The following is a 13,841-nucleotide window of genomic DNA, read 5'->3' as shown; positions in this document are numbered from 1 at the left end:
TTTAGATGACGCCAGTATAATTCGAAGGTTAAAGTCAGTACTTTACCTTCTTATGACACACAGGTAATTGATAGGGTTAGGATTGAATGACGGAGGCAATTGCCTTGGTTGAGAGTACGAGCACACAAAAACGTCATTTAACCAAGTATCCACTAGCAAAAAAACATAGCCTTGGTGGGTTGTTTTTATTATTCGTGGTGCTGTCGATTAGCTCGATTCTATACTCTACGGTATCTTGGATGTGGGATGAAAAGCGTCTGCCTTTGTCGAATATTATATTGGAAGGGGACCTTAAGTACGTATCACCCCGAGACGTGCAACGCGCCTTTGCAACTTTGCCGCATGTGGGGACTTTTATGTCACAAGATGTCAAAGTTTTGCAAGAAACGGTGGAAGATATTCCTTGGGTTGCGCATGCTTCAATAAGAAAGCAGTGGCCAGATACGATTAAAGTGTTCTTAACCGAGTATGTTGCAGTGGCTATTTGGAATGGGACTGAGCTTCTTAATCGGCAGGGTAATGTTTTCAATGGTGATATCGATAAATTAACTGGTGATCGTGTCAGGCTATATGGCCCTTTGGATAGTAGTAAAGAAGTATTAGAAGTGTGGCGAGAAGTAAGTCCCAAATTTGCGGCTTTAAATCTCAATATTTCGTCTTTATTGCTCAACGATCGCCGAGCTTGGCAGATAATTCTGGATAATGGTATTAGGCTTGAGCTAGGTAAAGAATATTTACATGAGAGGGTTGAAAGATTCCTTTCATTATACAAAAACTTAGGTAGCGATTCACAGAGAGTCAGCTATATTGACCTCAGGTATGATACGGGAGCTTCCGTAGGTTGGTTTCCCGGACAAGAGATAGAACAAGAGAGCTCAGATGACAAAGACCGCTGATGACAACATTATTGTTGGTCTTGATATAGGCACTGCAACCGTATCAGCTCTGGTTGGAGAAGTATTGCCTGATGGTCAGATAAATATCATTGGTGCAGGCAGCAGCCCGTCTCGTGGGATGGATAAAGGCGGGGTTAATGATCTGGAGTCTGTTGTCAAGTCTGTCCAACGTGCTGTTGACCAAGCCGAGCTCATGGCTGAATGTCAAATCAGTAATGTGTTTATCTCGATATCGGGTCGACATATTGCTAGCCGAATAGAAAAGGGTATGGGAACCATTTCTGATGAAGAGGTTTCTCAAGAAGATATGGATCGAGCGATTCATACTGCTAAATCTATCAAAATAGGTGACGAACAGCGCATTCTTCATGTAATTCCTCAAGAATTTACTATTGATTACCAAGAGGGGATAAAAAATCCGCTAGGGTTATCAGGAGTAAGAATGGAAGTCAGCGTTCATTTGATCTCATGTCACAATGACATGGCAAGGAATATCATCAAAGCTGTCGAGCGCTGTGGATTAAGAGTTGAACACTTAGTCTATTCTGGTTTAGCTGCGAGTACCGCAGTGATAACTGAAGATGAACGTGAACTCGGCGTGTGTGTTGTTGATATTGGTGCTGGCACCATGGATGTTTCTATATGGACTGGCGGAGCACTGAGGCATACTGAGGTATTTTCTTATGCTGGCAATGCGGTTACGAGTGACATTGCCTTTGCATTTGGCACACCAGTCAGCGATGCTGAAGAGATTAAAGTCAAGTACGGTTGTGCCCTCAGTGAACTGGTAAGTAAAGATGATACCGTCAATGTTCCTAGTGTTGGAGGAAGACCTTCACGTAGTTTACAGAGACAGACTTTGTCTGAGGTTGTGGAGCCTCGTTATACTGAATTGATGGGGTTGGTCAATCAAACAATAGATACGATTCAGGAAAAACTGCGAGAAGATGGGATAAAACATCATCTTGCAGCAGGCGTAGTTTTGACGGGTGGAGCTGCGCAGATTGAGGGATTAGTTGAATGTGCTGAACGTGTATTCCGCAATCAAGTAAGAGTTGGAAAGCCTCTCCAAGTGAGTGGCTTAACAGATTATGTAAAAGAGCCGTATCATTCAACGGCAGTGGGTTTACTTCATTATGCAAGAGATAGCCAAATTAATGATGATACAGAGTATACTGAGCCGAAGCGCCAGTCTGTAACGACATTATTTGGTCGTTTGCGTAATTGGATACAAAAAGAATTTTAACCTGAGTACAGGATAAACGGAGATAACACATGTTTGAACCGATGATGGAAATGTCTGATGACGCTGTCATTAAGGTCGTTGGAGTTGGTGGCGGCGGCGGTAATGCCGTTGAGCACATGGTACGTGAGTCCATCGAAGGCGTGGAATTCATTAGCATTAATACCGATGCGCAGGCGCTTCGTAAAACAAGCGTTAACAGCGTTATCCAAATTGGTGGTGATATTACAAAAGGTCTTGGAGCGGGTGCAAACCCTCAGGTAGGGCGTGATGCAGCTCTCGAAGATCGCGATAGAATTAAAGAAGAGCTCGATGGTGCCGATATGGTATTTATCGCAGCTGGTATGGGCGGTGGAACAGGAACAGGTGCTGCCCCAGTGATTGCAGAAGTTGCAAAAGAGCTGGGAATTTTGACAGTAGCTGTTGTGACTAAGCCATTTAGCTTCGAAGGTAAGAAGCGTTTAGCTTTTGCAGAACAAGGAATTGAAGAACTATCGAAGCAAGTCGATAGCTTGATAACGATTCCAAATGAGAAACTGCTGAAAGTGTTAGGGCGTGGTATTACTTTACTAGAAGCTTTTGCTAGTGCGAATGACGTACTTAAGAATGCAGTACAAGGTATCGCAGAGCTTATTACTCGTCCGGGCATGATAAACGTCGACTTTGCGGATGTTCGCACTGTGATGTCGGAAATGGGTCATGCAATGATGGGAAGTGGTGTGGCTAAAGGTGAGGATCGTGCTGAGGAAGCTGCTGAGATGGCAATCTCAAGCCCGCTTCTAGAAGATATAGATCTCGCTGGTGCTCGTGGTGTTCTAGTGAATATTACAGCTGGTCTTGATATGCGTCTGGATGAGTTTGAAACGGTTGGTAACACAGTTAAGGCATTTGCGTCAGATAATGCTACAGTTGTTATTGGTACTTCGTTAGATCCTGATATGGCTGATGAAATTCGTGTTACTGTTGTTGCTACAGGTATAGGTACAGAAAAAAAACCTGATATCACATTAGTCGCTGGAGGGAAGGCAAAAGCGTCTCCCGTTGTTCAGCAACAAGCTCAACCAGTTACTCCAGCTCAACAGCCAGCTGTTGATAAAGTAGAAGAAAAAGCGGCATCAAGTTTGCAAGAGAAACCTCAGGCAACTCCTCAGCCGACAAGTTCTGCTCCTTCAAGCGCAGGTGCTGGCCAACAAAGTGCTGCACCTAAAGCCGACAAGGACACAGGATATCTGGATATTCCAGCATTCCTTCGTCGTCAGGCTGACTAAGCATAATTTGACACTGTTCAAAATTATAATTTGACAGTGTTCAAAATTATGAACTAAACATAATTTGACACCGTTCAAAATTATGGTACGATTCGCGGTTGATATTGCTTATCAACCGGGTTTTGTAGCAATTTGTACTGAGGCAAGCAGATGATCAGACAACGTACTCTGAAAGAAATAGTGAAAACAACTGGTGTGGGCTTACACTCCGGTCGTAAAGTCACATTAACTCTTCGCCCAGCGGCTGCAAACACTGGCGTTATTTATCGTCGAACGGATGTGAATCCACCTGTTGATTTTCCTGTTGATGCTCAATCTGTTCGTGACACTATGCTTTGTACAGCATTAGTCAATGATGAAGGTGTGCGTATTTCAACAGTTGAACACTTAAATGCAGCGCTCGCGGGGATGGGGATCGATAACATTATTGTTGAGGTCGACGCTCCTGAAATTCCGATTATGGATGGCAGCGCAAGTCCATTTGTATTTTTACTTCAACAAGCTGGCATTGAAGAGCAAAACGTAGCAAAGCATTTTATTCGTATTAAAAAACCAGTGCGTTTTGAAGATGGTGATAAGTGGGCTGAGTTCGTACCTTATAACGGTTTTCGTATGGACTTCGAGATTGAATTCAGCCATCCAGCAATAGAATCTGATGAGCAGCACCTTCTGTTTGATTTCTCATCGCAAGGTTTTATCAAAGACATATCTAGGGCCCGAACTTTTGGCTTCATGCGTGATATAGAATACTTGCAGTCACAGAATTTGTGTCTCGGTGGTAGTTTCGATTGTGCAATCGTGCTGGATGAGTATCGCATTTTAAATGAAGAAGGCCTGCGTTTTGACAATGAGTTTGTTACTCACAAGGTGCTTGATGCTATCGGTGATTTATACATGTGTGGACACCCAATTATTGGTGAATTCCGTGCATTCAAATCTGGTCATGGATTGAATAACCAGCTGCTGCGATCAGTGCTTGCTGATCAAGAAGCTTGGGAGTGGGTAACGTTTGAAGAAGAAGCCACATCTCCTGTTGCTTTTGCAAGCGCTAACGCATTAACTGTGTAAAAATTCTTGTATTTAGAAACCAGGCAATCTGCCTGGTTTTTTTGTTTATAGTAGCGGCAAAATACTGCCTTATTGAAGCAAGTTGGCTCTTAAAGCGGCCAAACATCCGTCATATAATCACTGAAAATAAAGAATGCTTCAAACAAATCACCTTGTTATTGGTCCTTGATGGTAAAATTCCTTAAACTAAGCGCCACTTACGCCTTGAAATCCCGTGTTCTCATCTCAATATCTGAGTAACGTGATTTATCTCAGTATTCTTAGTTTAGAACTGTTAGAGACTGAAGGCATAGAATGTAGATCGGGCCCGATCTAAGTAAAGAGAGATGCATAACAAATGATAACTAAGCTACTGACAAAGGTAATTGGTAGTCGCAACGACCGCACGTTACGTCGCCTTAGAAAAATTGTAAAAGAAATAAATAACTATGAACCGGGCTTTGAAGCACTTTCTGATGAAGAGCTAAAAGCAAAAACTGTTGAATTCCGCCAGCGTCTTGAACAAGGTGAAACTTTAGATGGCCTACTTCCTGAGGCATTTGCGACTGTGCGTGAAGCGTCTAAACGCGTATTCGGCATGCGTCATTTTGATGTGCAGCTTATCGGCGGTATGGTGCTTAACGCAGGCCAAATTGCAGAAATGCGCACAGGTGAAGGTAAAACACTGACGGCGACACTGCCAGCCTATTTAAATGCTTTAGCTGGGAAAGGTGTACACGTCGTGACGGTCAATGACTATCTTGCTAAGCGTGATGCTGAAACAAACCGTCCTTTGTTCGAGTTTTTGGGTATGACGGTTGGTGTCAATATTCCTAACATGCCACCTCAAGAGAAAAAACAAGCCTATCTAGCAGATATTCTTTACGGAACTAACAACGAATTTGGTTTCGATTACTTGCGTGACAATATGGCGTTTCGCTCAGAAGACAGAGTTCAACGCGAGCGTTTCTTCGCTGTTGTTGATGAAGTCGATTCCATTCTGATCGATGAAGCCCGAACTCCTTTGATCATTTCCGGTCCTGCTGAAGATAGCTCGGAATTGTATACCCGTATCAATACCTTAATTCCTCACCTTGAGAAACAGGATCAAGAAGACTCTGAAGAATATCGCGGTGATGGCCACTACACAGTGGATGAGAAGTCAAAACAAGTGCACTTGACCGAAACTGGTCAAGAGTACGTTGAAGAATTGATGATCAAAAATGGTTTAATGGAGGAGGGGGATACACTTTACTCGCCGACCAATATTAGTTTGCTACATCATGTCAATGCTGCCTTACGAGCGCATGTTTTGTTTGAGAAGAACGTCGACTACATAGTTAACGAAGATGGTGACGTCGTGATTGTTGACGAACACACTGGTCGTACTATGCCCGGGCGTCGTTGGTCTGAAGGCCTTCACCAAGCTGTGGAAGCAAAAGAAGGCGTTAAAATTCAAAATGAAAACCAGACACTAGCATCGATTACTTTCCAGAATTACTTCCGTCTATACGAAAAGCTGTCTGGTATGACAGGTACGGCAGACACTGAAGCGTTTGAATTTCAGTCTATCTATGGGTTGGAAACTGTCGTTATCCCAACGAATAAGCCTATGGTTCGTAACGATATGCCAGATGTGGTGTACCGTACTGAGACAGAAAAGTTTGCCGCTATTATTGAAGATATCAAGCAGCGAGTGGAAAAAGGCCAGCCTTCTTTGGTGGGCACAGTGTCGATAGAAAAGTCAGAGCTTTTATCGAATGCACTGAAAAAAGCCAAGATCAAACACAATGTCTTGAATGCTAAGTTCCATGAGCGAGAAGCTGAAATTGTTGCAGAAGCAGGTACACCAGGTGCCGTTACCATTGCGACTAACATGGCTGGCCGTGGTACAGATATCGTGCTTGGTGGCAGCTGGCAGGCGAAAATTGATGCTTTGGATAGCCCAACTCAAGAACAGATTGAGGTGATCAAAGCAGATTGGAAAGAAGTGCACGATAAAGTGTTAGAGGCTGGTGGTCTGCATATTATTGGTACGGAGCGTCATGAATCTCGCCGTATTGATAATCAGCTGCGTGGTCGTTCTGGCCGTCAAGGTGATGCTGGTTCGTCACGTTTCTACCTTTCTATGGAAGATTCACTGCTGCGTATCTTTACTTCCGATCGTATGGCGAGCCTTATTCAAAGTGGTATGGAAGAAGGGGAAGCGATTGAGTCTAAAATGTTATCTCGCTCAATTGAGAAGGCTCAACGTAAAGTTGAGGGCCGAAACTTCGATATCCGCAAACAGCTTCTAGAATACGACGATGTGGCCAATGATCAGCGTAAAGTTGTTTATGAGCTGCGTGATGAACTGATGAATGTGGAAGACATCAGTGAAATGATTGAGCAAAATCGAGCGGATGTTATAGCTTCTGTCATTGACGAATATATTCCACCTCAGTCTTTAGAAGATATGTGGGATGTCGAAGGGCTACAGGAACGTCTGAAAAACGATTTTGACCTCGATGCGCCAGTCAAGCAGTGGCTTGAAGATGACGACAAGCTCTATGAAGAAGCTCTGCGTGAGAAAATCTTGGAAACATCGATTGCAGTCTACAAAGAGAAAGAGACTGTAGTTGGTGAGCAGGTGCTGCGTAACTTTGAAAAATCAGTCATGCTACAGACTCTTGATACGCTCTGGAAAGAGCACCTTGCAGCTATGGACCACTTGCGTCAGGGAATTCACCTACGTGGCTATGCACAGAAAAACCCGAAACAGGAATATAAGCGTGAGTCGTTCGAGTTGTTTGAAGGTTTGTTGGATGCACTAAAATCAGATGTGATCACCATTTTATCTAAAGTTCGTGTTCAGCAACAAGAAGAAGTTGAGCGCATGGAAGAGCAGCGCCTAGCACAAGCTGAAGAAGCGGCGAGACGAGCTCAAGCACAGCATGCTTCAGCTGGTAACCAGCTAGCTAATGAAAGCCAAGAAGACCACTCCAATCAGCCTATGGTCCGTGAAGAGCGCAAAGTAGGACGTAATGAGCCTTGTCCTTGTGGCAGTGGCAAAAAGTACAAACAGTGCCATGGCCAGCTGAGTGGCTAAAAATAGATAGATTTTAAAACATCAAGAGTCGCATTAGCGGCTCTTTTTTTGAGGAAACTGATTGTGAAACGTATCCATATTGTCGCGGCTATTATTTTAAATGCTGAAAAAAGTGAAGTCTTTATCACTAAGCGCCCAGAGGAAAAACATAAGGGTGGATTTTGGGAGTTTCCAGGAGGAAAGGTTGAAGACAAAGAAACTATCGCACAAGCCATTAAACGCGAGTTAGATGAAGAAGTTGGTATTCAGGTGACACAACATAGCTTGTTCGAGCATTTAGAATATGACTACACGGATAAGTCATTGAAGTTTGATTTTATTCTTGTCACCGATTTTGAAAACCAACCTTTTGGTAGAGAAGGGCAGCAAGGTAAGTGGGTACCGATCACTAAGCTAAGGGACTATGAATTTCCCGAAGCAAATAGAACAATCCTTGACAGAGTGGTGGATGAATATAGCTAGCTATAAGAGTCGTCAATCAGGAGAAAGAAGATAGTGCTTTTAAGCCAAGTAGGAAAATTTCACTATCGAATGTATAGCCAGTTGTCTTTAATATTGGTAGTTTTAACTCAGTAGCATACAAAACGTGAATAATGGAGAAGTGCATGGTACGTATTGCAATTGCGGGAGCAGCTGGACGCATGGGGCGCAACTTAGTCAAAGCGACTCACCAGAACCCACTTGCCCAAGTTGGTACAGGCTCAGAAAGGCCTGAATCTTCTTTAGTTGGTGTTGATATTGGTGAGCTTTGTGGAGAGGGTAAGTTTGATGTTGTACTGACGGATGATTTGAGTAAACAGATCGACCAGTTTGACGTCATCATAGACTTTACTGCGCCAGCAAGTACCTTAGCAAACCTCGAACTCTGTCAGAAGCATGGTAAAAGTATTGTCATTGGCACGACAGGCTTTTCAGAGGCAGAGCGCCAGCAAATCGAAGAAATGGCAACGAAAATGCCTATTGTTATGGCATCAAATTACTCTGTTGGCGTAAACCTTGTTTTCAAGTTACTTGAAAAAGCAGCGAAGGTAATGGGTGATTACTGTGATATTGAAGTGGTTGAAGCTCATCACCGCTACAAAGTAGATGCCCCTTCTGGAACTGCGCTTAGCATGGGTGAAGCCATTGCGGGTGCTATGGGTAACAAGCTGAGTGACGTTGCTGTTTATGCTCGTGAAGGGATTACTGGTGAACGAACCAAAGATGAGATCGGTTTTGCTACAATTCGAGCTGGCGATATTGTCGGCGAGCATACCGCTATGTTTGCTGATATTGGCGAACGGGTAGAAATAACCCATAAAGCTACCGATCGTATGACCTTTGCTAATGGTGCGGTTAAAGCTGCGGTATGGTTAAAAGAGAAACCTGCGGGTTTTTATAGCATGACAGATGTGCTTGGATTAAATGATCTGTAATTAAATAATTATGCGCCGAGCTTGCTCGGCGTTTTTAATCCCTTCCTCTGCTTTCACTGTTTACAAAACTTTAGTTACTTTGTCAGTTATCACGATCTTTTCTTTATCTTATGGAGTTAAGGCTGATTTTTTTATCTGAAGCCTTTAAAAATAGTCTTTAATCGGGTGGTTTAACGTTTGCGTATTGCTGTTATCTTTTGATGCCATACTCTTCTGCTATCTTACCAAGTAAATTTATACGTTTTGTATCCAATGGCTAAAATTACGGGAGTAAAGCTAGTATTTTAGCTACTACAAGCGCTTATTTGCATTAACTGCCCTAAAGTCTGAATTAATTTTTATGCTCCTGTTGACACATTTAATCTTCGTCATTAGAATGCTGCCAATTTGTCTAAATAACCTGAAATCACTTATTCAAGGTGTAAAGGAAGGCAGATTTGCAGTTTAATTTATAATTTATGCATTTTTATTCTGGAGGTTGTCTTGAGTAAATCAGCACTGTTAGTCCTAGAAGATGGGACAGTGTTCCACGGAGTTTCCATTGGAGCAGATGGTTCATCCGTTGGTGAAGTCGTTTTTAATACCTCGATGACGGGGTACCAAGAAATCCTCACTGATCCTTCCTATTCTCAACAAATCGTCACTCTCACTTACCCACATATAGGCAATACCGGAACCAACTCCGAAGATGAAGAATCCTCTTCTATCCATGCACAAGGCCTTGTGATTCGCGACCTTCCCCTTATCGCTTCTAACTTCCGTAATGAACAAACCCTTTCTGATTACCTTAAGTCACAAAATATCGTAGGTATCGCTGATATCGATACGCGTAAGTTGACTCGTATTCTGCGTGAAAAAGGTGCGCAAAACGGTTGTATTGTTGCAGGCAGCAATCTAGACGAAGCTTTAGCCTTGGCCAAAGCAAAAGAATTCCCTGGCTTAAAAGGTATGGATCTTGCGAAAGAAGTTACAACGAAAGAAGCGTATCAATGGCAACAAGGTTCGTGGACGCTCGAAAGTGGTCTTCCAGATGCGCAAGACAGCAGCGAGCTACCATATCACGTTGTTGCCTATGACTTTGGAGCAAAGCGAAACATCTTGCGTATGCTCGTTGACAGAGGTTGCCGCTTAACAGTTGTGCCTGCGGAGACAACAGCAGAAGAAGTGATGGCACTTAATCCTGATGGTGTATTCCTCTCAAATGGCCCTGGTGACCCTGAACCATGTACTTATGCGATTGAAGCAACAAAAGCATTCCTAGATAAAGGTTTACCCATCTTTGGCATCTGTTTAGGGCACCAAATCTTGGCGCTTGCATCGGGTGCAAAGACGGTGAAGATGAAATTTGGTCATCATGGCGCAAACCATCCAGTGAAGGATCTTGACCGAAATGTGGTTATGATTACTTCACAAAACCATGGGTTTGCAGCTGATGAAGATAGTTTGCCAGAGAATTTGCGTGCTACCCACGTATCCTTATTTGATGGTTCTCTTCAGGGCATTCATCGCACCGATAAACCAGCATTTAGTTTCCAAGGTCACCCAGAAGCGAGCCCAGGTCCTCATGACGCTGCGCCGCTATTTGATCATTTCATTGAACTTATTAAACAACACAGCGCTTAATTTGGAGTAGTAGAGAATGCCAAAACGTACTGACCTAAAAAGTATTCTAATTCTGGGTGCTGGCCCGATTGTTATCGGTCAAGCATGTGAGTTTGACTACTCTGGTGCTCAAGCGTGTAAAGCGCTTCGCGAAGAGGGATATCGAGTTATTCTGGTTAACTCTAACCCTGCGACGATTATGACTGACCCTGAGATGGCAGACGCCACCTACATTGAGCCTATACAATGGGAAGTAGTACGTAAGATCATCGAAAAAGAACGTCCCGATGCGGTTCTTCCGACCATGGGAGGGCAAACTGCTCTTAACTGTGCACTTGATTTAGAAAAGCATGGCGTGCTTGAAGAGTTCGGTGTTGAGATGATAGGCGCAACTGCCGATGCGATTGATAAGGCGGAAGATCGTTCTCGTTTTGATAAAGCGATGAAGTCTATCGGTCTTGAATGCCCACGTGCTGATACTGCTAAGACTATGGAAGAAGCATACCGCGTTCTTGATATGGTCGGTTTCCCATGCATTATTCGCCCTTCATTCACTATGGGTGGTACCGGTGGTGGTATTGCGTACAATAAAGAAGAATTTGAAGAAATTTGTCGCCGCGGTTTAGATCTTTCTCCCACTAATGAATTGCTGATCGATGAGTCTTTAATTGGCTGGAAAGAGTACGAAATGGAAGTGGTTCGCGATAAAGCGGACAACTGTATCATTGTTTGTTCGATTGAAAACTTCGATCCAATGGGTATTCACACTGGTGACTCGATCACAGTGGCTCCAGCACAGACATTGACGGATAAAGAATACCAATTGATGCGTAACGCCTCACTTGCGGTACTGCGTGAAATTGGTGTTGAAACGGGCGGTTCAAACGTTCAGTTTGGTATCAATCCGAAAGATGGCCGCATGGTTATCATTGAGATGAACCCTCGTGTGTCACGTTCATCAGCTCTAGCATCAAAAGCAACCGGTTTCCCTATTGCTAAAATCGCAGCCAAACTGGCGGTTGGTTTCACTCTCGATGAGCTACAAAATGATATAACAGGTGGTGCAACGCCAGCATCATTTGAGCCTACCATCGACTACGTTGTGACTAAGATCCCGCGCTTTAACTTTGAGAAGTTTGCCGGTGCGAATAATCGTCTTACGACTCAGATGAAGTCAGTGGGTGAGGTTATGGCGATTGGTCGTAATCAACAAGAATCATTGCAAAAAGCATTACGTGGCTTAGAAGTCGGTGCAAACGGCTTTGATGAAATGGTCGATCTCGATGCGCCAGACGCGCTAACAAAGATTCGCCATGAACTAAAAGAAGCAGGCGCTGAGCGTATTTGGTATATTGCTGATGCGTTCCGTGCAGGCATGTCAGTCGACGGTGTGTTTAACCTCACTCAGATTGATCGCTGGTTCTTGGTGCAAATCGAGGAACTCATCAAGCTTGAAAATGAGGTTAAAGCAGGTGGCTTCGCCGGCCTGACTCAAGATGTATTGCGCAAGATGAAGCGTAAAGGTTTCTCTGATGCTCGCCTGTCTTCAATCCTTGGCGTATCTGAGAATGAAATTCGTCGTCTACGTGACCAGTATGACATTCACCCAGTCTACAAACGAGTTGATACTTGTGCGGCTGAGTTCTCATCTGATACGGCTTACATGTACTCATCTTACGATGAGGAGTGTGAAGCGCAGCCAACCGATAAAGACAAGATTATGGTTCTGGGCGGCGGTCCAAACCGTATTGGTCAAGGTATCGAATTTGATTACTGTTGTGTACACGCTTCACTTGCACTGCGTGAAGATGGTTACGAAACCATCATGGTTAACTGTAACCCTGAGACGGTTTCTACCGACTACGATACGTCTGATCGTCTTTACTTCGAACCTGTAACTTTAGAAGATGTACTTTCTATCGTACGTGTTGAAAAGCCAAAAGGTGTGATTGTTCAATACGGTGGTCAAACACCACTGAAACTGGCTCGTGCGCTAGAAGCGGCTGGTGTTCCTATTATTGGTACTAGCCCAGATGCGATTGACCGCGCAGAAGACCGTGAGCGTTTCCAAGCAGCTGTTGACCGTCTTGGGCTTCTGCAGCCTGAGAACGCGACAGTAACGACTATCGAGCAAGCGGTTGATAAGTCAAAAGAGATTGGCTTCCCACTGGTTGTACGTCCATCATATGTTCTTGGTGGTCGTGCGATGGAAATCGTATACGATGAGCAAGACCTGCGTCGCTACTTCAACGAAGCAGTAAGTGTATCAAACGAGTCGCCAGTACTTCTTGATCGTTTCCTAGATGATGCAACTGAAGTGGATATCGATGCTATCTGTGACGGTGAGCGAGTGGTGATCGGCGGTATCATGGAGCACATCGAGCAAGCGGGTGTTCACTCGGGTGACTCTGCATGTTCACTTCCTGCCTACACGCTAAGTCAAGAGATCCAAGACAAGATGCGCGAGCAAGTTGAGAAACTCGCATTTGAGCTAGGTGTACGTGGCCTGATGAATACCCAGTTTGCGGTGAAAGACAACGAAGTTTACCTAATCGAAGTAAACCCTCGTGCTGCACGTACTGTCCCGTTTGTTTCTAAAGCAACAGGTGCGCCGCTAGCGAAGATTGCTGCACGCGTAATGGCAGGTCAATCTCTTGAATCACAAGGCTTTACCAAAGAGATCATCCCACCTTATTACTCAGTGAAAGAAGTCGTACTACCGTTCAACAAGTTCCCTGGTGTTGATCCACTGTTAGGCCCAGAAATGCGCTCTACCGGTGAAGTTATGGGTGTAGGTACAACTTTTGCAGAAGCTTACGCGAAAGCGGAACTAGGTTGTGGCAATGTTTACCCAGAAGGCGGTCGTGCACTATTGTCTGTTCGCGAAGGTGACAAGCAACGTGTTGTTGATCTCGCCTCTAAGCTAACCAAACTTGGTTACCAGCTAGACGCAACACACGGTACAGCGATCATCCTAGGTGAAGCGGGAATCAATCCTCGTCTTGTTAACAAGGTACACGAAGGTCGTCCACACATTCTAGACCGTATCAAAAACAACGAGTATACCTATATCGTGAATACGACGGCTGGTCGTCAGTCTATTGAAGACTCTAAAGTATTGCGCCGCGGTGCCCTAGCTGAAAAAGTGAACTATACGACAACTCTCAATGCGGCATTTGCCACTTGTATGTCACATACGGCTGATGCCTGTGCCTCGGTGACTTCAGTACAAGAGTTACATGCAAAAGTGGCGAAAAGCCAAGCTTAAGTAGATAAGGTTTA

The 13,841-nt window shown here is 44.2% G+C and carries 9 protein-coding genes; all 9 read left to right on the top strand.

Features of this window, described 5'->3' with window-relative positions:
- Positions 1 to 86: 86 nt before the first annotated feature.
- The 9 genes from FIV01_RS11645 to carB all read left to right on the top strand — a co-directional run bounded on the left by FIV01_RS11645 (position 87) and on the right by carB (position 13,827).
- Positions 87 to 896: a cell division protein FtsQ/DivIB gene (locus FIV01_RS11645; protein ID WP_152431150.1), complete on the top strand. Its 810-nt coding sequence runs from the start codon at positions 87 to 89 to the stop codon at positions 894 to 896.
- Complete coding sequence (gene ftsA / locus FIV01_RS11640; RefSeq protein ID WP_114785125.1) at positions 880 to 2,142, top strand: cell division protein FtsA; 1,263 nt, start codon at positions 880 to 882, stop codon at positions 2,140 to 2,142. Before FIV01_RS11645 ends, ftsA begins: the two co-directional genes overlap by 17 nt.
- A 29-nt stretch (positions 2,143 to 2,171) precedes the next feature.
- On the top strand, positions 2,172 to 3,407 hold the full coding sequence (gene ftsZ / locus FIV01_RS11635; RefSeq protein WP_152431149.1) for a cell division protein FtsZ: 1,236 nt from the start codon (positions 2,172 to 2,174) through the stop codon (positions 3,405 to 3,407).
- Positions 3,408 to 3,557: 150 nt separating this feature from the next.
- Entirely contained in the window at positions 3,558 to 4,475 is a 918-nt protein-coding gene (gene lpxC / locus FIV01_RS11630; protein ID WP_152431148.1) for a UDP-3-O-acyl-N-acetylglucosamine deacetylase, read from the top strand.
- 337 nt (positions 4,476 to 4,812) lie between these two features.
- Entirely contained in the window at positions 4,813 to 7,542 is a 2,730-nt protein-coding gene (gene secA, locus FIV01_RS11625; protein WP_152431147.1) for a preprotein translocase subunit SecA, read from the top strand.
- 63 nt (positions 7,543 to 7,605) lie between these two features.
- Complete coding sequence (gene mutT, locus FIV01_RS11620; protein ID WP_152431146.1) at positions 7,606 to 8,004, top strand: 8-oxo-dGTP diphosphatase MutT; 399 nt, start codon at positions 7,606 to 7,608, stop codon at positions 8,002 to 8,004.
- 143 nt (positions 8,005 to 8,147) lie between these two features.
- A complete protein-coding gene (gene dapB / locus FIV01_RS11615; protein ID WP_152431145.1) occupies positions 8,148 to 8,957 on the top strand; it encodes a 4-hydroxy-tetrahydrodipicolinate reductase in 810 nt (269 codons plus the stop codon).
- Between the two features lie 483 nt (positions 8,958 to 9,440).
- Positions 9,441 to 10,580, top strand: coding sequence for a glutamine-hydrolyzing carbamoyl-phosphate synthase small subunit (gene carA / locus FIV01_RS11610; protein WP_152431144.1), 1,140 nt, complete (start codon positions 9,441 to 9,443; stop codon positions 10,578 to 10,580).
- Between the two features lie 16 nt (positions 10,581 to 10,596).
- A complete protein-coding gene (gene carB / locus FIV01_RS11605; RefSeq protein WP_152431143.1) occupies positions 10,597 to 13,827 on the top strand; it encodes a carbamoyl-phosphate synthase large subunit in 3,231 nt (1,076 codons plus the stop codon).
- The last annotated feature ends 14 nt before the right edge of the window (positions 13,828 to 13,841 follow it).

The organism is Vibrio aquimaris, assembly GCF_009363415.1.
Classification (GTDB): Bacteria; Pseudomonadota; Gammaproteobacteria; order Enterobacterales; family Vibrionaceae; genus Vibrio; species Vibrio aquimaris.
This window is presented reverse-complemented; position numbering and strand designations above follow the sequence as displayed.